The sequence below is a fragment of the Thermomonospora echinospora genome, from assembly GCF_900108175.1.
Taxonomy (GTDB): Bacteria; Actinomycetota; Actinomycetes; order Streptosporangiales; family Streptosporangiaceae; genus Thermomonospora; species Thermomonospora echinospora.
The window spans coordinates 470,246-488,201 of sequence record NZ_FNVO01000001.1 but is presented as its reverse complement, the minus strand read 5'-3'; the positions used below and the strand labels follow the sequence as shown (position 1 = coordinate 488,201).

At 73.3% G+C, this 17,956-nt stretch carries 17 protein-coding genes; 13 read left to right on the top strand and 4 right to left on the bottom strand.

Features of this window, described 5'->3' with window-relative positions; all coding sequences use genetic code 11:
* The first annotated feature begins 41 nt into the window (after positions 1–41).
* The 4 genes from C4U03_RS02240 to C4U03_RS02225 all read left to right on the top strand — a co-directional run bounded on the left by C4U03_RS02240 (position 42) and on the right by C4U03_RS02225 (position 4,288).
* Positions 42–1,250, top strand: a complete 1,209-nt coding sequence (locus C4U03_RS02240) for a cytochrome P450 (RefSeq protein WP_103935891.1) — start codon at positions 42–44, stop codon at positions 1,248–1,250.
* A complete protein-coding gene (locus C4U03_RS02235) occupies positions 1,247–2,326 on the top strand; it encodes a TIGR03857 family LLM class F420-dependent oxidoreductase (RefSeq protein ID WP_103935890.1) in 1,080 nt (359 codons plus the stop codon). The genes C4U03_RS02240 and C4U03_RS02235 overlap by 4 nt, the downstream gene beginning before the upstream one ends.
* Positions 2,323–3,363 carry a phosphotransferase family protein gene (locus C4U03_RS02230; RefSeq protein ID WP_103935889.1) on the top strand — a complete coding sequence of 347 codons (1,041 nt, stop codon included), beginning with the start codon at positions 2,323–2,325 and terminating at the stop codon, positions 3,361–3,363. Before C4U03_RS02235 ends, C4U03_RS02230 begins: the two co-directional genes overlap by 4 nt.
* Positions 3,364–3,460: 97 nt before the next feature.
* Positions 3,461–4,288, top strand: a complete 828-nt coding sequence (locus C4U03_RS02225; RefSeq protein ID WP_103935888.1) for an enoyl-CoA hydratase/isomerase family protein — start codon at positions 3,461–3,463, stop codon at positions 4,286–4,288.
* Positions 4,289–4,420: 132 nt separating this feature from the next.
* Here C4U03_RS02225 and C4U03_RS02220 read toward each other — a convergent pair whose 3' ends face one another.
* Together C4U03_RS02220 and C4U03_RS02215 are read right to left on the bottom strand one after the other, a co-directional pair.
* Positions 4,421–4,924: a nitroreductase family deazaflavin-dependent oxidoreductase gene (locus C4U03_RS02220; protein ID WP_327372312.1), complete on the bottom strand. Its 504-nt coding sequence runs from the start codon at positions 4,922–4,924 to the stop codon at positions 4,421–4,423.
* Entirely contained in the window at positions 4,921–5,766 is an 846-nt protein-coding gene (locus C4U03_RS02215) for an SDR family NAD(P)-dependent oxidoreductase (RefSeq protein WP_160146888.1), read from the bottom strand. The genes C4U03_RS02220 and C4U03_RS02215 overlap by 4 nt, the downstream gene beginning before the upstream one ends.
* A 97-nt stretch (positions 5,767–5,863) precedes the next feature.
* On the opposite strand from C4U03_RS02215, the gene C4U03_RS02210 reads away from it, so the two are divergent.
* From C4U03_RS02210 to C4U03_RS02170, 9 genes are all read left to right on the top strand, one after another.
* Complete coding sequence (locus C4U03_RS02210; protein ID WP_103935885.1) at positions 5,864–6,625, top strand: SDR family NAD(P)-dependent oxidoreductase; 762 nt, start codon at positions 5,864–5,866, stop codon at positions 6,623–6,625.
* A 19-nt stretch (positions 6,626–6,644) separates the two neighbouring features.
* Positions 6,645–7,502, top strand: a complete 858-nt coding sequence (locus tag C4U03_RS02205; protein WP_103935884.1) for an SDR family oxidoreductase — start codon at positions 6,645–6,647, stop codon at positions 7,500–7,502.
* A gap of 154 nt (positions 7,503–7,656) precedes the next feature.
* Positions 7,657–8,682, top strand: coding sequence for a Rieske 2Fe-2S domain-containing protein (locus tag C4U03_RS02200; RefSeq protein WP_103935883.1), 1,026 nt, complete (start codon positions 7,657–7,659; stop codon positions 8,680–8,682).
* Positions 8,683–8,713: 31 nt separating this feature from the next.
* Positions 8,714–9,460: an acetoacetate decarboxylase family protein gene (locus tag C4U03_RS02195; RefSeq protein ID WP_103935882.1), complete on the top strand. Its 747-nt coding sequence runs from the start codon at positions 8,714–8,716 to the stop codon at positions 9,458–9,460.
* Positions 9,461–9,469: 9 nt separating this feature from the next.
* Positions 9,470–10,699, top strand: a complete 1,230-nt coding sequence (locus C4U03_RS02190; RefSeq protein WP_200826974.1) for an amidohydrolase family protein — start codon at positions 9,470–9,472, stop codon at positions 10,697–10,699.
* A complete protein-coding gene (locus C4U03_RS02185; RefSeq protein WP_103935880.1) occupies positions 10,696–11,589 on the top strand; it encodes an SDR family NAD(P)-dependent oxidoreductase in 894 nt (297 codons plus the stop codon). Before C4U03_RS02190 ends, C4U03_RS02185 begins: the two co-directional genes overlap by 4 nt.
* 28 nt (positions 11,590–11,617) lie before the next feature.
* A complete protein-coding gene (locus C4U03_RS02180; protein ID WP_200826973.1) occupies positions 11,618–12,358 on the top strand; it encodes a TetR/AcrR family transcriptional regulator in 741 nt (246 codons plus the stop codon).
* Positions 12,359–12,384: 26 nt separating this feature from the next.
* Positions 12,385–13,914, top strand: coding sequence for a class I adenylate-forming enzyme family protein (locus C4U03_RS02175; protein ID WP_103935878.1), 1,530 nt, complete (start codon positions 12,385–12,387; stop codon positions 13,912–13,914).
* 70 nt (positions 13,915–13,984) lie between these two features.
* Positions 13,985–14,713: an NIPSNAP family containing protein gene (locus C4U03_RS02170; RefSeq protein WP_103935877.1), complete on the top strand. Its 729-nt coding sequence runs from the start codon at positions 13,985–13,987 to the stop codon at positions 14,711–14,713.
* Positions 14,714–14,830: 117 nt separating this feature from the next.
* Here the strand turns inward: C4U03_RS02170 and C4U03_RS02165 are convergent, their stop codons facing one another.
* Positions 14,831–15,598: an enoyl-CoA hydratase/isomerase family protein gene (locus tag C4U03_RS02165; RefSeq protein WP_103935876.1), complete on the bottom strand. Its 768-nt coding sequence runs from the start codon at positions 15,596–15,598 to the stop codon at positions 14,831–14,833.
* Between the two features lie 176 nt (positions 15,599–15,774).
* Complete coding sequence (locus tag C4U03_RS02160) at positions 15,775–17,952, bottom strand: MMPL family transporter (RefSeq protein WP_103936280.1); 2,178 nt, start codon at positions 17,950–17,952, stop codon at positions 15,775–15,777.
* Positions 17,953–17,956: the final 4 nt, after the last annotated feature.

Below are 17,956 nucleotides of genomic sequence, written 5' to 3'. Positions count from 1 at the left end.
GCCGACCTCCACCACCTCTGCCCGGGAAGGAACCACCGGCGATGCCCGACCACTCTGTCAACGACGCCATCAACCTGATCAGCGGCGAGTTCTGGGGCCGCAACCCCCACGAGGAGCTGCGCTGGATGCGCGAGCACGCCCCCGTCTACCGCGACGAGCTCGGCGGGGTGTGGGGGATCTCCAAGCACGCCGACCTCAAGCTGGTCTCCCGGACGCCGGAGGTGTTCTCCAACGCGCACGGCATCCGGGCCGACGCCATGCCCATGCCGATGATGATCGACATGGACGACCCGGCGCATAAGATGCGGCGCAAGCTGGTCAGCGCCGGCTTCACCCCGCGCCGGGTGGCCGCCCAGGAGGACTACCTGCGCCGGATCTGCGACGAGATCATCGACGGGGTCTGCGAGCGCGGCGAGTGCGACTTCGTCGCCGACATCGCCGCGCCGCTGCCGCTGATCGTGATCGGGGACGCCCTCGGCTTCGCCCCCGAGGACCGGCACCTGCTGCTGACCTGGTCCGACGACATGGTCCGGGGGCTGACCGGAGGGGACAACCCCGACCTGCTCGTCAAGGCGGGCGAGGCGTTCAACGGCTTCACCGAGTACGCCGGACGGGCGGTCGCCGCACGCCGTGACCACCCCCGCGACGACCTGCTCAGCATCCTCGTGCACGCCGAGGTGGACGGCGACCGGCTGGACCACGACTCGCTGGTGCAGGAGTCGCTGCTGATCCTGATCGGCGGGGACGAGACCACCCGGCACGTCGTCTCCGGCGGCATGTACCAGTTGTGCGTCCACCCCGACCAGCGGCGGAAACTGATCGAGGACCCGGGCCGGATCCCCACGGCGGTGGAGGAGATGCTGCGCTGGGTCTCCCCCATCAAGAACATGAACCGCACCGCCACCCGCGACTTCGAGCTGCGCGGACAGCAGATCAAGGCCGGGGACAAGGTTCTCCTGCTGTACCCGTCGGCCAACCGGGACGAGGAGGTCTTCACCGACCCGTTCCGGTTCGACGTCGAGCGCACCCCCAACGACCACATCGCCTTCGGCAACGGCCCGCACTTCTGCCTGGGCAACAGCCTGGCCCGGCTGGAGCTGAGGGTGATGTTCGAGCAGTTGCTCAAGCGGCTGCCCGACATCGAGCCGGTCGAGGACGAGGAGCCCGCCCACCGGCCGGCCAACTTCGTCTCCGGCTATGAGACGTTCAAGGTCCGCTTCACCCCGTCGCCGCGGCTGGCGGCCGGATGAGCGACCTGCCGGAACTCGGCTTCTACGGGCTGGCGGGCCACTCGGGCTCCCCGCGCGACCTGCTGGACCAGGTGCGCGACGGCGAGCGGCTCGGGCTGGGCGCGGTGTTCCTGTCCGAGCGGTTCACCACCAAGGAGGCCGCGACCCTGTCGGGAGCGGCCGGGGCGGTGAGCGAGCGCATCGGCATCGCCACGGCCGCCACCAACCACAACACCCGGCACCCGCTGCTGACCGCCACGTACGCCACGACCATGCACCGGCTGACCGGCGGGCGCTTCGCGCTCGGCCTGGGCCGCGGCTTCGACATGCTGTTCGACGTGATGGGGCTGCCCCGCATCACCCAAGCCCAGCTGGCGGACTTCATCGGCATCATGCGGCGGCTGTGGCGGGGCGAGGCGGTCGTCGACCACCAGGGGCCGGCGGGCCGCTTTCCCTACCTGCACCAGGACTCCTCGTTCGCGGAGGACATCCCGATCCTGCTCACCGCGATGGGCGAGCGGACGCTGGAGTTCGCCGGATCGGTGGCCGACGGGGTGGTGCTCCACACCTTCTTCACCGACGAGACGCTGGCCCGGTCGGTGGCGGCGGTGCGGCGGGGCGCCGAGCGGGCCGGCCGCGACCCCGCCGCCGTCCGCGTCTGGTCGGTGCTGGCCACCGTCGGCGACCACCTGGACGAGGAGCGGCGGCTGCGCAAGCTCGTCGGCCGGCTGGCGACCTACCTGCAGGGGTACGGCGACCTGCTGGTGCGGGTCAACGGCTGGGATCCGGCGGCGCTGGCCCGGTTCCGGGCCGACGAGCTGGTCGGCGGGTTCCCCGGCGCCTTCGACGTGATCGCCACGACCGCGCAGTTGGAGCACGTGGCCGGGCTGCTGCCGCCGCAGTGGCTGGAGGCGGCGGCGACCGGCTCCCCCGAGCGCTGCGCGCGGCGGGTGGCCGATCAGTTCACGGCGGGCGCCGACGGGGTCGTCCTGCACGGCGTCACCCCGGCCGAGGTCGAGCCGGTGGTCGAGGCGTACCGCAAGATCCGCCCGGACGGGATGCCGGACAGGTCCGACCTCAATCCGGGGCGGCGATGAACGCGCACGTGGTCGAGGACCCCTCCGGCCTCACCCCCGAGTGGCTGAGCGCCGCCCTGGGCGCCGAGGTGACGGCGGTGAGCTGGGAACGGGTCGGCTCCGGGCAGATCGGCGCGTGCTACCGGCTCACGCTGGAAGGCGGCCAGGGAGTGCCCCGGCGGCTGGTGGCCAAACTGGCCGCCGAGGATCCCGCCGCGCGGGCCTTCCTCGGCCCCGCCTACCGCGCCGAGGTGTCGTTCTACCGGGACTTGGCGGCGACCGTGGCGGCACGGACGCCCCGCTGTCACTACAGCGCGCTGGCCGACGATCACACCACCTTCGTCCTGCTGCTGGAGGACCTGTCGCCCGCCGTCCAGGGTGATCAGATCGCCGGGTGCACGCCCGGGCAGGCGGCCGGCGCCGTGGCCAACCTGGCGGGCCTGCACGGTCCGCGCTGGTGCGACCCGACCCTGCTGGACCTGCCGTGGCTGAGCGCGGTCGGCGAGGAGGACGCCACCACCCTCGGCGAGGTCTTCGGCCCGGCGGTGGACACCTTCGTCGAACGCTTCGCCGACCGGCTGCCCGCCGCGGACGTGCGGACGCTGCGGCAGGTCGCCGACCGGGTCGCCGCCTGGGTGGTGGGCCGCCCGGAGCGGTTCGGCCTCGTGCACGGGGACTACCGGCTGGACAACCTGCTGTTCGCGGCCCCACCGGAGGAGGGGGTGACGGCGGTCGACTGGCAGACGCTCAGCATCGGCCATCCGCTGCGTGACCTGGCCTTCTTTCTGGCCACCGGCCTGCGGCCCGAGGACCGCCCGGTGCACGAGCGCACCCTGGTCGAGACCTACCACACCGCCCTGACCCGCTACGGGGTGGACGACTACGACCTCGGCGAGTGCCTGGAGGACTATCGGTTCGCCGCGGTCCAAGGGCCGCTGATCACCGTGCTCGGCTGTGTCTACGGCACGCGGACCGAGCGCGGCGACACGATGTTCCTGACCATGACGACCCGGTCCTGCGCGGCGATCCGCGAGCTCGGCACCCTGGACCTCATCTGACCCCGCTCACCTGGGAATGGACCGTGGAGCGCCGACCGGGCGACCTTGCCGCGCCGGCACTCCACCGTGGCCGCCCGCCCTGTCCCGTGGAGGATGCATGTCCCGTTACCAGACCCTGGACTATGTGGAGTGCGACGGCGTCGCCTGGGTGACGCTGAACCGCCCGGAGGTCCACAACGCCTTCGATCTGCAGATGATGCGGGAGGTCCACGACTGCTGGCGGGAACTGCGCGACAACGACGATGTCCGGGTGGTGGTCCTCACCGGCGCCGGGGACAAGGCGTTCTGCACCGGGCTGGACCGTGCCTCCACCGACCTGAACCAGCCGAAGGCCGCCGGCCCCGACGACATCGGGCAGCGCGGCGCCACCCCGCTGCACCTGAACGACCCGGGCGACCTGCTGCCGCCCAAGACGGCCGGCGACCTGTGGAAGCCGGTGATCGCCGCGGTCAACGGCATGGCCTGCGGCGGGGCGTTCTACCTGCTCGGCGAGGTGGAGTTCATCATCGCCGCCGAGCACGCGACCTTCTTCGACCCGCACAACACCTACGGCCTGGCGGCGGTGTTCGAGCCGATGCTGATGCTGCAGCGCATGCCGCTCGGCGAGGTCATGCGGATGTCGCTGATGGGCTCCCACGAACGGATGAGCGCCCGGCGGGCCCACGAGATCGGCCTGGTGCAGGAGGTCGTCCCCGCCTCGGAACTGCGCGCGGCCGCCCAGCGCGCGGCCACCGTCATCGCCGGCCACCCGCCCTTGGCCGTGCAGACCACCGTGCGGGCCGTCTGGTACGCCCAGGAGCTGGGGATACGGCAGGCCCTCGACGTGGGCAAGCCGCTGACCCTGCTCGGCTCCAGCGCGGAGAGCATGGCCGAGGGCCAGCGTACCTTCGCCTCCGGCCGCCGCATCGACTGGCGCCTGCGCTAGTGCGGTACGGCCGGGGCGGCAGGACGTACCGCCCTGCGAGTGCTCGCTCCGCCGACGCTCGGCTTCGGGCGTCCGGGGTGGCGGGCGGGATGCCCGCCCCTGAGCAGGTGGAGCCGTGGGCGCAGGCTCGGCTCAGGAAACCGGTTCGCAGATGACGACCGGGATCCGGCGGTCGGTCCAGGACTGGTACCGGTCGAAGTCGGCGTACATGGCGACCAGGCGGGGCCACAGGCCGGCGCGTTCGGTCTCGTCGGCCGTGCGGGCGCGCATCCGGCGGACATCGCGCTTGACCTGCACCCTCACCTCGGGGTCGGCGGTCAGGTTGAGGTACCACAGCGGGTGCCTGGGCAGCCCGCCCTGGGAGGCGACCAGGATCACCCGGTCGCCGTCGGGCATGAACAGCAGCGGGAGGGTGCGCGGCAGCCCGCTCTTGCGGCCGGTGGTGGTGATCAGGCACACCGGGACGCCTCTGGGGAAGGCGCTGCCGACGCGCCACGTGCCGCCGATGCGGCCGCCGGTGGCGCGGTAGACGGCCACGTTCAGCCGGGAGGCGACCTTGAGGATCTTGGGCACCAGTGGGGAGTCCAGCCCCTTCGGGCGGCCGGGGGGCGGTGTGCGGTCGTCGGGCATGGTCATCGCGTCCATTCGAAGTCGGGCATGCGGGGCAGCCGTCCCGCCGCCAGGGCCTCGGCCTGCTCGGCCAGGCCCGGCTCGTACGCCGGATGGGTGAGTACCAGGAACCGGCCGGCGCGGACGGCGTCCACGACCCGATCGGCGACCTCCCGCGGCGGGATGCCGTTCGCGACGGTGGCGGCGATCATCTCGTTCATGAAGGCGGAGTCCTCGCCGGGCTCGGTGGCCAGCGCGGCGGGCCGGACACGTTCGGACTGGTGGATGCGGGTGGTGACGCCGCCCGGGCACAGGGCGGACACGCCCAGCTTGGCGCCCTCCAGAGCCAGCTCCTGGGCCAGGGTGAGGGTGGCGGCGAAGGCCGCCCACTTGGAGACGGTGTAGGGGGCGGCGCCGGGGCCGACGAACAGCCCGGCCACCGAGCAGGTGTTGACGATGTGCCCCTCGGTGTCCTGCTCGATCATCCGGGGCACGAAGGCGCGCACGCCGTGCAGGATCCCCCACAGGTTGACCCGCAGCGTCCACTCGAAGTCGGCGGCGGGACGCGTCCACACCCGGCCGCCCATGTAGACGCCGGCGTTGTTGCACAGCAGGTGCACCGCGCCGAGCTCGGCGAAGGCCAGGTCCGCGAACGCGGCGACCGACTCCTCGTCGCCGACGTCGGTGACCCGGGTGACCACCTCGGCGCCGGTCCCGGCCACCAGCGCCCCGGTCTCCGCCAGGGCGTCGGCGTCGATGTCGGCCAGCGCCAGCCGCATGCCCTCGGCGGCCAGCCGGAGCGCCAGTGCCCGTCCGATGCCGCCGCCGGCGCCGGTCACCGCCGCCGCCCTGCCGGTCAACTGCTGCACGGGGCCTCCCGTCCGCCGGCTCCGGCCCTGTCGGCGGGCCGGGGAGCGGGTTAATCTGATCACAACTTCCATCAAGTATCAATTATTCGGAGGTGCCATGACCGTGCGCGCGCTCTCCCCCGCCACGGGCGTGATCGTCACCGGCGGGGCGTCGGGCATCGGCGCGGCGTGCGCCCGCGCCCTGGCCGAGGCCGGCCGGCCGGTGGCCCTGTGGGACCTGGCCGACGCCACCGCACTGGCGGAACGCATCGGCGCCGAGACCGGGGCGGCCGCCGTGGCGCTCACCGTTGACGTGACCGACGCGGCGGCCTTCCCAGCGGCCGTCGAACGCAGCAGGGCCGCCCTGGGCACCATCGGCGGGCTGGTGCACGCCGCCGGAATCCCGGGCCCGGCGGCGGTCGGCGACCTCGACGAGGCCCGGTGGGACGCGGTCCAGAACGTCAACCTGCGTGCCCAGGCCCTGCTCGTCCAGGTGCTGCTGGAGGACCTGCGCGACCAGGCCGGCTCGGCGGTCGTCGGCATCTCCTCCATCGAGGCGTTCCTCGGCCAGATGTTCATCCCCGCCTACTGCGCGTCCAAGGCCGGTCTGCTCGGGCTCACCCGGGCGCTGGCGCACCACCTGGCGACCGACGGCATCCGGGTGAACGCGGTGTGCCCGGGCTACATCGACACGCCCATGCTGCAGGGCACCGCCCCGCCGGAGATGGCGGCGGGATTCGCCGCCAAGTCCCCCTTCGGCAGGCTCGGCCGCCCCGAGGAGGTCGCCAGGGCGGTCAGGTTCCTGCTCAGCGACGAGGCCTCGTTCATCACCGGCACCCATCTGACGGTCGACGGCGGCGCCACCGCGGTGGACCGCTGACCTCGGCGAAAGGCAGTCCATGAAGACTCTTGCGGGAACGGCGGCCCTGGTCACCGGCGGCGGCAGCGGCATCGGGCTGGCCTGCGCGGCCCGGCTGGCCGCCGACGGCGCGGCCGTCACCATCTGCGGCCGGACTGAGGCGCGGCTGCGCGCGGCCGTCGACCGGATCGACGGCGAGGTGACCTACGCGGTCGCCGACGTCACCGACGACGAGCAGGTCGCCGCGGCGGTGGCGGCCGCGGCCGAGCGGGGGCCGCTGCGGGCGGTGGTCGCCAGCGCGGGCGGCTCGACCTCGATCGGCCCCCTCGGCATGCTCGACCTGGACGCCTGGCGGGCCACCCTGGAGCTCAACGCCACCGGGACCCTGCTGACGATCCGGCACGCCGCCCGGATCATGGCGTCCCTCGGCGGCGGCGCGATCGTCGCGATCTCCTCCATCGCCGCCTCCAACACCCACCGCTGGTTCGGCGCCTACGGCGTGTCCAAGGCCGCGGTCGACCATCTGGTCCAGTTGGCCGCCGACGAACTGGGCGGCGCCGGCATCCGGGTCAACGGCATCCGTCCCGGCCTGGTCCGCACCGAGCTGGTCGCCGGCATCGCCGACACCGGGCCGATCCTGGAGGACTACCTGGCCTGCATGCCGGTCTCCCGGATCGGGGAGCCGGAGGACATCGCCGAGGCGGCCCGCTTCCTGGTCGGGCCGGAGTCGTCCTGGATCACCGGGCAGCTGCTGAACGTCGACGGCGGGCACCATCTGCGCCGGGGCCCGGACTACTCCTCCATGTTCGAGCCGATGTTCGGCGCCGCGGCCCTGCGCGGGCTTCCCGCCGACACCGGGTCCGGCCCGCTCGATCCCGAGCCGGGCGACACCCCCTGACCGGTTCGCCTCCCCGGTGACACCGCACCGCCTCCCGTGCCCAGCCGGGTGACCGCATCGAGGTGACGGCCGTCACATCCGCCTCTTGACACCGCCGCCCCCCGGAGTCATTTTTGAACGAGTTTCGAAAATTCATCCGGTAAGGGAGGCCGCGATGACCACCCCCGAGATCGCGCCGTCCACGGGCCCGCGGAACATCGCCGGGCTGCCCATGCCCAGCGACCCCGGCCTGCTGTTCGATCCCTCCCGCCGGACCCGGGTCATCCGGCGGCCCGAAGGGCGGTTCCCGTTCCCGGTGCCCAACGGCTGGTTCATCGTCGCCCGGAGCGGCGAACTGCGGGCGGGCGATGTGCTCCCGCTCTACTACTTCGGCCGCGACCTGGTGCTGTTTCGCGGGCAGGACGGCGCCCCGTACGTGCTCGACGCCCACTGCCCGCACCTCGGCGCGCACCTGGCCGTGGGCGGGCAGGTGGAGGAGGGCTGCATCCGCTGCCCGTTCCACGGCTGGAGCTTCGACGGCGCCAGCGGACGCTGCGTGGACGTGCCCTACGACGAGCACGAGCACATCCCCCGTCGGGCCGAGATCCGCGCCTTCCCGACGGTGGAGCGCAACGGCATGGTTTGGGCCTGGCACCACCTGACCGGCGGCGAGCCCTTCTACGAGGTCCCGCAGGTACCCGAGTTCGACGACCCGGACTGGTCGCCGATCGTCGTCCGCGAGTTCGAGATCGCCACCTGCTGCCAGGAGATGGCCGAGAACAACGTGGACCGGGCGCACTTCAAGTACGTGCACGGCACCGACGCCATCCCGGAGGAGGAGTTCCACATCGACGGGGCCTACAAGCGGGCCGTCGGCGCCGGCGGGGACTTCGTGCGCGAGGGGTACGGCCTGGGCCTGGGCGTGCTGCGGCTGAAGGGCTGGACCACGTTCATCTCCAGCACCACCCCCATCGACGAGGACAACGTCCACGTCCGGTGGATCTTCACCTCGCCGCGCTCGCTGGGCGAGGACGCCGCCGAGCGGGCCGCCGACATGTTCTGCGGCGGAATCAGCCAGGACATCCCCATCTGGGAGAACAAGGTCTACCGTCCCAGGCCGGTGCTGCGCCCGATGGAGCGCGAGATCAGCGAGCACCGGCGCTGGTCCCGCCAGTTCTACTCCTTCCCCGAAGACGCCTAGCCCCGTTCCCGCCCCCGTGAAGGAGCCGGTCGTGAGCCGAACCCGCTGGGTCCAGCCGCCCCAGGCACAGGACTCGCCGACCAAGTCCGTCCCCGTGCTGCCCGCGCTCGAAGTCGTCTACCTGACCGACCCGGACCTGCTCGCCGAGGTGCTGCCGCCGCCGCTGACGCCCCCGGCCGCACCCCGCGTGCACGTCCGCATCACCGACATCGACCTCACCTTCGGCGAGTACCGCCACAAGGAGCTGGTCGGCTACTTCGCCGTCGACGCCGAGCACGAGGGACGACCGGGCGAGTACCCCCTGCTCATCCCGATCGACCTGGAGGCCGCGGTGGCCATCAGCCGCGAGCGCTTCGGCGAGCCCAAGAAGCTGGCCGACCTGGAGCTGACCCGCGACGGCGACCGGGTGACCGGCCGGATCACCCGGCACGGCGTGACGTTCGTGGAGATCGACGGCCATGTGGTCGAGAAGCTGCCGACCCCCGAGCCGTACCCGGCCCGCCAGTTCTGGTTCAAGTTCCTGCCCGCCGTCAGCGGGAGCGGCTTCGACGCCGGGCCGCTACTGGTGCGGATGGAGCAGGTGCGCAAGCCGGAGTCGGTGGAACGCGTCGACGGCAAGCTGGTGCTGCGCGACCTGCCCGACTGCCCGGTGGTGGACCTGCCCGTCCGGGAGATCGTCTCGATCCAGTGGGTGCGGCGCGCCAGCGACAACACCACCGAGGTGGTGGGCCCCGTCGACCCCGAGGCCTTCGCGCCGTTCGCAGCAGCCCGTTACTAGACACCCCGGATGGTTCACATGGACGACGGCAAGTACACGCTCATCTCCACCGACAGTCACGCCGGGCTGCCCGCCGAGCAGTACCGCGAGTACGTCGACCCCAAGTACCGCCGGGCCTTCGACGAGGCCGCCGCCGAGGCCGAGGCGCTGCGGCAGCTCGCCGAGACCGACGACCACCAGAGGTTCCTGGCCGAGTGGGACAAGGAGATCGGCGAGCACGGCGGGATGCGGGGCGCCTGGGACCCGGCCGTGCGCAACAAGGAGATGGACCACGACGGCGTCGCCGCCGAGGTGGTCTTCCCCGACGCCGACTCCGCCGGGGTCGGCGGCGTCACCAAGACCCCCTTCACCGCCGGGCTCGGCTCCACCGGCGACGACGACGCCGAGCTGACCCTCGCCGGGGCCTGGGCGCACAACCGGTGGCTGGTGGAGTTCTGCCAGGACAGCCCCGAGCGCCGGGCCGGGGTGGCGATCGTGCCGCTGCACGACGTCCCGGCCGCGGTGCAGATGATCGAGTGGACGGCCGCCCAAGGGCTGCGCGGCGGCATCATGATCCCCACCAAGTGGGGTCGCCTGCCGTCCTACAACGATCCCGTCTACGACCCGGTGTGGTCGGCCGCCGCCGCCACCGGCCTGCCCGTGCACACCCACTCCGGCGTCGGCCCGGACCCCGACGACTACGGCATCACCCCCGGCCTCATCGCGATCTACACCACCGAGGCGTACTGGTGGGCGGCCCGGCCGCTGTGGGCGCTGATCCTGGGCGGCGTCTTCGAACGGCATCCCGCCCTCAAGTACGTCATCGCCGAGAACGGGGCCTGGTGGGTGCCCGACATCATCAGCCGGATGGACTCCAAGTGGGAGGGCGACCACGCCACCCGCAAGTTCGGCCCGGCCGCATTCCGCTCCGGCCTGAGCATCAAGCCCAGCGAGTACTTCGACCGCAACGTCTGGCTGGCGGCGTCGGTGATGGGCGACATCGAGGTCGAGCGGCGCGAGCAGATCGGCGTGGGCAACCTGATGTGGGGCAGCGACTACCCGCATCCGGAGGGCTCCTGGCCCAACACCCGGCAGTGGCTGGCCGACCGGTTCCGCAACGTGCCGCAGGGGGACGTCCGCCGCATCCTGGGGCTGACCGCCGCCCAGGTCTACGGCTTCGACCTGGACGCGCTGGCCCCGCACGTCCAGCGGGTGGGGCCGACCGTGCGGGACGTCCACGGCCCGGCCGACGCCTCATGAGCGGCCACGTCACCGACTTCGCCGGCCGGGTCGTGGTGATCACCGGCGGGGCCTCGGGCATCGGCCGGGCCCTCGGCGAGGCGTTCGTCCGGGCGGGCTCCCACGTCGTCCTGGCGGACGTGGAGAAGGCACGGCTGGAGGAGACCGTCCACGACCTCGGCGGCACGGTCACCGGCGTGGTCACCGACGTCACGGACCCGGACTCCGTCGAGCACCTGGCCGAGGAGGTCTACCGCCGGCACGGGGCGGTGCACGTGCTGGTCAACAACGCCGGGGTGGGCGCCCCCTCCGCCGACGTGTGGGACACCACCCCCAACGACTGGCGCTGGGTGCACTCGGTGAACGTGTTCGGCGTCGCGCACGGCGTCCAAGCGTTCCTGCCGCGCATGCTGGCCGGAGGACAGCCCGGGCACGTGGTCAACACCTCCTCGGGCGACGGGGCGGTCAACCCGCTGCCGGGGGCGTCGGTGTACGCGGCCAGCAAGGCGGCCGTCTCGACGCTGACCGAGTGCCTGGCCGTCCAGCTCGCCGGCCGCGGCGCGCCGATCGGGGTGTCGCTGTTCCTGCCGGCCGGCGGACTGCTGGACACCGGGCTGTGGACCGCCGAGCGCAACCGCCCGGCCGGCCTGGCCCGGGAACGGCCGCGCAGCACCCCGTCGATCACCGTCGCCCAGCTCGTCGAGGCCGCCGCGGCCGCGGGGCGGGAGCTGCCCGTCCAGCCCCTGGACGAGCTCGCCGCAACGGTGCTGGACGGCATCCGGGAGGGCGCCTACTGCATCAGCGTCGAACGCGAGGACGCGGCGCGCACGCTGCACGAGCGCGCCGACCGGTTCGGCCGGGGCGAGGTGCCCACCATCCCCTCCGGCCATGGCATCCTCGACCGCAGCTGACAGCTACCGGCCGGGACGGGGGCATGACGTGACCGAAGGCGGAAACGCGAGGCCACGTGCCGTTCCCGGCCGGTCCGGCCGCCGGGTCGGGCGCCCCGCGCGCATCGACCGGGCGGCGATCGCGCGGGCCGCCGCGGAGCTGCCCCTGGAGGAGCTCACCATGCGTGCGGTGGCCGAGCGGCTGGGGGTGAGCGTCGCCGGGCTCTACCACCACGTCGGAGGCCGGGAGGAGCTGCTGCGCCTGGCCGCCGAGCAGTCCGCGCTGCGGATGACGCTGCCGCACGACGAGGGCCAGCACTGGGCGGTGTGGTGCTACCAGTGGGCCGACTACATCCGGCGTGCCTTCGTCGCCGACCCGGAGCTGCTCAAGCAGTACATCGACGGCGCGTTCGGGGCGGAGGTGATGGCCGAGCACATCGACGCGGCCATCGGCCTGTGCGTGCGGCAGGGCTTCACCGAGCGGGACGCCTTCGCCATCTACGAGCTGCTGTCGGAGTGCGCACTGGGCGCGGCGATCTCCGAGATCCGCGCCGTGCGCGCCGACCGGGCCGGTGAGCCGATGGACCTGGAGATGCGCGGGCTGCTGGCCCGCTCCGAGCCCGCGGCGCTGCCGAACCTACGCCGGATGCTGGCCTCCGGCACGCTGATCCGCCCTTCGTTCGCCGACCGGGTCGCCGGCGTCCTGGCCGGCGTCGCCGTCCGGCACGGCGCCGACTGGCGGGAGGTCGTCCGGCTGGTGCGGTCGGCCGCCTCCGAGCCACCCGGCTGACCCGCACTTTCTGTGAAGGAGTCGACGTGACCGTAGGCAATCCCACCCTCGGCTCCCTGTTCGAGACCGTCCTCGGTGAGGCGTCCGAGGCCGAGGCCATCATCGACGGCCCGGTACGGCTCACGTTCGGCGACTGGTGGCGGCGCTCGGGGATCGCCGCCGCCGCGTTGTCGGCGCTTGGCGTGCGGGCCGGGGATCTGGTCTGCCTGGTGCTGCCGTCGTCGGCCGACTTCGCCGTCTGCCACCTGGCGGCGATGCGGCTGAACGCGATCGTCACCGCCGCCAACCCCCGGCTCGGCGCCACCGAGATCGCCCACATCCTGGGCAGGACCGAGCCCGCGATGATCGTGACCGACGAGCCGGACCGGATCGCGGCCGGTCCCGCGACCGCCGTCCGAACACCGGCCGATCTGCTGCGGGGCCACCGGTCGCTGGAAGGGGCGGTGACGCCGGCCCCCGGCGACCCGGCCGTCATCGTGTGGACCACCGGCACCACCGGAACGCCCAAGGGCGCCTGGTTCGACCACGAGTCGCTGCTGGTCATGGCCCATAACATGGGGCCGCTGAGCGCGCCGGGCGACCGCAAGCTGATGCCGGTGCCGTTCGCGCACGCGGCGTTCATGACCCGTATCTACGACCAACTGCTGTACCGGTCGGCCCTCATCCTCACCCCCCGCGAGTGGAGCGCCCGCGGCATGCTGGACCTGATGGTGCGGGAACGAGTGACGGTCGGGCAGGGCGTCCCCACCCAGTGGGAGAAGCTCATCGCCCTCGACGAGCTGGCCGGGGCGGACCTGTCGAGCCTGCGCCTGGCGTCCACCGGCGCGGGGCGGGTGCCGCCGCCCCTGGTGCTCGCCATGCGGGAACGGCTCGGCTGCCCGGTGGTGGTGCGGTACGCCTCCACCGAGGTCCCGCTGTGCTTCGGCACCGGCCTGGACGATCCGCCCGAGTTGGTGGCCTCGACGGTCGGCAGGCCGCTGGGGGACGTCGAGGCGCAGGTGCGCGACGACGCCGGCCGGCCGCTGGGCCCGGGCCGGACCGGCCTGGTCCATCTGCGTTCCCGGGGGTCGATGCGCGGGTACTGGCGCGAGCCGGGACTGACCGCCGAGACGATGTCCCCGGACGGATGGATCGCCACCAGCGATGTCGGGTCACTGGACGGCGGCGGCAACCTCACGATCGTGGGCCGGGCGGACGACGCGTACATCCGCGGCGGGTACAACGTCCATCCCTCCGAGGTCGAGCCCGTCCTGCTGGCCCATCCGAGGATCGGGCGCGCCACGGTCGTCGGCGCCCCGGCCCCGGTGATCGGCGAGGTCGGCGTCGCCTTCGCGGTCCCGACCGGCGACGGCCCGCTCCCCTCGGCCGAGGAGATCAGGGCGTGGTGCCGCGGGCGGATCGCCGACTACAAGGCGCCCGACATCATGGTGTGGGTGGACGACCTGCCGGTGAACGCCACGTACAAGATCGACCGGACCGCGCTGCGGCGCCGGGCCGAGCGGGAGGCGGCGCGGCGGGCGGCGGCCCGTCCGCGCGGGGCGCGGCCGGGCGGGTGACCCGGGGGGCGGCACCGTCACCTCATATTATACTTTATATAAAGTATTGCCATCGGCCCGAGGCGGCGGTGTGAACGACAAGGTCTACATCCACGAGTTCATCGACATCACCAAGCAGAACCGGGCGCGGTACATGCACCACATGACCGCCAACTGGAGCCCCATCGGCCAGGAGCAGCGCGGCCAGCTGTGCTACGGCGTGTGGGGGGTGGTCGGCTCGACCGGCCGCTGGCCCCAGGTGGTCAACATCTGGGAGGAGAACGGCTTCGCCGGGCTGGCCTCCTCCTTCCGCCACGAGCTCGGCAACGCCACCCTCCAGGACCCGGCGCTGGAGAAGTGGTGGGCGGCGGCCGCCGACCTGCGCTCCGGCGGTGTCGACCGGATCATCGTGCCGCACCCCGGCACGCCCACCATCGAGCAGGTCTGCCGGGAGGGCATCCGCGGCGAGGTCTACGCGCACGAGCTGATCGAGGTCGGCCCGGGCGGTGCCCGCCGCTTCCTGGACGCGGCGGTGGAGGAGGCCGCCAAGGATCGCCCCGGCCACCGGTGGCGGCTGGTGGGCGCCTGGACCACGGCCATGCGCAACGACTCCGAATGCCTGCTGCTGTGGGCCATCCCGACCTGGGAGGCGTGGGCCGACGTCGAACGGGACGAGGCCGCCGGCCGCCGGCGGATCCTGGAGGCGGTCACTCCCCTGATCCGCGGCCGGGAGCGGATCCTGCTCGCCGACTCCCCGCTGTGCCCGTTCAGGACGGGCCGCCAACCCAGCCGCGCGGACCGCACCGACTGGGTCGACTGACGGAACGGCGGCCCCCGGCCCCCATCACCCGCCCGAGCGGAACGTGCGTACCGCCTCGGCCTGGGTCAGTCCAGCCGGCGCGGGTCGGTCCAAGCGGTGCGGGTCGGTCCAGGCGGGTCAGTCCAGCCGGGACAGCAGGGTGCCGGCCGCCGACGTGTCGCGCAGGAGTTCGGCGAAGGCGGCGCCCTCGCGTTCGATGGCGCGGCGCACGCCGTCGCGATGCGCCTCGGTGACCAGCCGCTTGGTGGCCACCAGCGACGCCAGCGGCTTGGCGGCGATCTCCCGCGCCAGCCCGTGCGCCGTCTCCAGCAGGGTCCCGGCCGGGCAGGTCCGCAGCGCCAGCCCGGCCGCGACGGCCTCGTCCGCGGTGATCCAGTGACCGGCCAGCAGCGCCAGGGCCGCCCGCTGGTGCCCCATGCGCAGCGGCAGCAGATAGCTGGAGGCCGCCTCCGGCGCGACGCCCATGGCGGTGAACGGGGCCAGCAGCCGGGCGTCCTCGGCCATGAGGACCAGATCGCAGTGCGCGAGCATCGTCAGACCCAGCCCCACACCGGCTCCGTTGACGGCGGCCATGAGCGGTTTGGGGAAGTCGGTCAGGACCTCCACCAGGGTCTGGAAGCCCTTGCCGCCGTGCCCGGCCGGCTCGCCCGCGGCATGGGCGCGGGCCAGTTCGGCCATCTCCTTCAGGTCGGTGCCCGCCGTGAAGGTCCGGCCCGTCCCGGTCAGCAGCACGACCGCGATCCCGTCGTCGTCCGCGGCCTCCGCCATGGCGCCCGCGACCGCCAGGTAGAGGTCCTCGTTGAACGCGTTGGCCGCCTCGGGCCGCTGGAAGACCAGGGTGCGCACCCTGTCCCGGTCCTCGATCCGCACCACGTCGCCCGCCATCGCGGCCCTCCTCGTGTTCGCGCCCCGGCAAGAGGAACGTCCGATGCCCCATTCGACCGCCCGGCCCACTGAATCTTCGCGCGCAGTCCCACTGAGCGGTCCGGCCCGCCGGGGGCCGGACCGCTGTGCCGGTCAGGGGCCGGTCAGGGGCCGGTCAGGGGCCGGTCAGGGGCCGGTCAGGGGCCGGACGGGCGTTCCAGGGCGACCTTCGGCAGCAGGCGGGCCAGCGGCGCCGGGAGCCACCAGGCGCGGCGGCCGAGCATCTGCATGACGGCGGGCACGATCAGGCAGCGGATCACCACCGCATCCAGCGCGATCGCCACCGCCAGGCCCAGGCCGAACTGCTGCAGCATCCGGCTGGGGCTGAGGATGAACGCGGCGAACACCACGATCATGATGGCCGCCGCCGCGGTGATCACCCGGCCGGTGGCGGCCACGCCCTCGCGGACCGCCCGCCCGTGGTCGCCGGTCCGCTCCCACTCCTCGTGGATCCGGGAGACCAGGAACACCTCGTAGTCCATCGACAGCCCGAACACGATCGCGAAGATCATCACCGGGATGAACGCCTCGATCGGGCCGGGCTGCACCCCGAACCAGCCGTACTGGAACACCGCGGTGATCACGCCGAGCGCCGCCGCGATGGACAGCAGGTTGAGCAGCGCCGCCTTGACCGGGATCAGCAGCGACCGGAACACCGCCGCCAGCAGCAGCGCCGACAGTCCCACCACGATCGCCACGAACAGCGGGATCCGCGCCGACACGGTGTCGGCGAAGTCCTGGGTGGCGGCGGTCGGCCCGCCCACCAGGTAGGTGCCGCCGGTGCGGTCGGCCAGCGGCGGCAGCACGTCCTCGCGCAGCGTGTGGACCAGGTCGGTGGTGCCCTCGTCCTGCGGGGAGGTCTCGGGGAACGCGATGACGGTGAACACCTCCCGGTCCCGTGACGGCAGCGGCGGGGTCGCGGCCGCGATGCCGTCGGTGCCGGTCAGGGTGGTCCGCAACTGCTGGGCGGCGTCCTGGCCGCCCTGGGCGACCACGACCAGCGGCCCGCTGAAGCCGGGGCCGAAGCCCTCGGCCAGCAGGTCGTAGGCCTGGCGGCTGGTGGTGGACGGGTCGTCGTTGCCCGCGTCGGCGAACCCGAGCCGCAGATCCAGGGCCGGGGCCGACAGCACCAGCAGAGCGGCGACGGCGACGAGCAGGGCGGGCAGCGGGCGGCGCTGCACCGCCGAGGCCATCGCCCGCCAGCGGGCGCCCTCGACCTTGCCCTTGGATTCGGCCTTGGCGGCGCGCTTGCGGACGTGGCGTTCGATGCGCCCGCCGAAGACCGCCAGCAGCGCCGGCAGCAGGGTCAGCGACGCCGCCATGGTCGTCAGCACGGTGAGCGCCACCGCCAGGGCCACCCCCTGCAAGGCGCCCAGCCCCAGCGCCACCAGCCCGAGCAGCGCGATGATCACGGTGCAGCCGGCGAAGAACACCGTCCGGCCGGCGGCGTCCAGCGCGATCTGGGCCGCGCTCCCCCGGTCGGCGCCCGCGATCAGCTCGTGCCGGTACCGGTAGAAGATCAGCAGCGCGTAGTCCACGCCGACGCCCAGCCCCACCAGCATCATGATCGGCGGAGTGAAGTCGGCGACGGTGAACACATGCGAGGCCAGCGTGATCAGCCCGACCGCGCCGCCCACCGCGAAGACGGCGGTGAGCAGCGGCAGCGCCGCCGCCACCAGCGAGCCGAACAGCAGCACCAGCACCACCAGCGCGGCGAGCATGCCGGCGCCCTCGGCCGATCCGCCCTCGGACTCGGCGACCGCCCGGATCGCCTCGCCGCCCAGTTCGACCCGCAGACCGTCGGTCTCGGCGGCCTGGGCGGTGTCGATGATCCGGGTGACGTCCTCGGCCGCCGCCTCCTCGGCCTTGCCGTCGAGGGTCACGGTGGCGTAGCCGATGGTGCGTTCCCGGGACACGGCGGAGGCGTCGGCGTACGGGCTGCGCACGTCGGCGACGCCCGGCAGGCCGCGCACCCGCTCCAGCATCGGCTCGACGCGGCCGCGCACGCCGTCCAGCCCGCCGGGGCTGTGCACGACGATCTGCACGCTGTCGCCCGCCTGCAGCGACCCGTGCTCGGTCAGCAGGTCGGCGGCGGCCTGGGAGTCGGTGCCGGGCAGCGAGAAGTCGTTGCGGTAGTCGCTGCCGGCCGCCTGCGCGCCGGCCGTGATGGCGACCACCAGCAGCACCCACAGCAGCAGGGCGCCCCAACGGCGCCGCTGCGACCAGCCGGCCAGCCGCCCGAACAGGCCCGCCCGCGGTGGGACGCGGCCCGCCGCGGGCCCGGTCGTCGCGGTGCTGCCCCGCGTCGAAGACATGATC

Bases quoted from the DNA above. Each gene is read 5' to 3' on its own strand.
- C4U03_RS02240 (WP_103935891.1), top strand. From the start codon at position 42: ATGCCCGACCACTCTGTCAACGACGCCATCAACCTGATCAGCGGCGAG.
- C4U03_RS02235 (WP_103935890.1), top strand. From the start codon at position 1,247: ATGAGCGACCTGCCGGAACTCGGCTTCTACGGGCTGGCGGGCCACTCG.
- C4U03_RS02230 (WP_103935889.1), top strand. From the start codon at position 2,323: ATGAACGCGCACGTGGTCGAGGACCCCTCCGGCCTCACCCCCGAGTGG.
- C4U03_RS02225 (WP_103935888.1), top strand. From the start codon at position 3,461: ATGTCCCGTTACCAGACCCTGGACTATGTGGAGTGCGACGGCGTCGCC.
- C4U03_RS02220 (WP_327372312.1), bottom strand. From the start codon at position 4,924: ATGACCATGCCCGACGACCGCACACCGCCCCCCGGCCGCCCGAAGGGG.
- C4U03_RS02210 (WP_103935885.1), top strand. From the start codon at position 5,864: ATGACCGTGCGCGCGCTCTCCCCCGCCACGGGCGTGATCGTCACCGGC.
- C4U03_RS02205 (WP_103935884.1), top strand. From the start codon at position 6,645: ATGAAGACTCTTGCGGGAACGGCGGCCCTGGTCACCGGCGGCGGCAGC.
- C4U03_RS02200 (WP_103935883.1), top strand. From the start codon at position 7,657: ATGACCACCCCCGAGATCGCGCCGTCCACGGGCCCGCGGAACATCGCC.
- C4U03_RS02190 (WP_200826974.1), top strand. From the start codon at position 9,470: ATGGTTCACATGGACGACGGCAAGTACACGCTCATCTCCACCGACAGT.
- C4U03_RS02185 (WP_103935880.1), top strand. From the start codon at position 10,696: ATGAGCGGCCACGTCACCGACTTCGCCGGCCGGGTCGTGGTGATCACC.
- C4U03_RS02165 (WP_103935876.1), bottom strand. From the start codon at position 15,598: ATGGCGGGCGACGTGGTGCGGATCGAGGACCGGGACAGGGTGCGCACC.
- C4U03_RS02160 (WP_103936280.1), bottom strand. From the start codon at position 17,952: ATGTCTTCGACGCGGGGCAGCACCGCGACGACCGGGCCCGCGGCGGGC.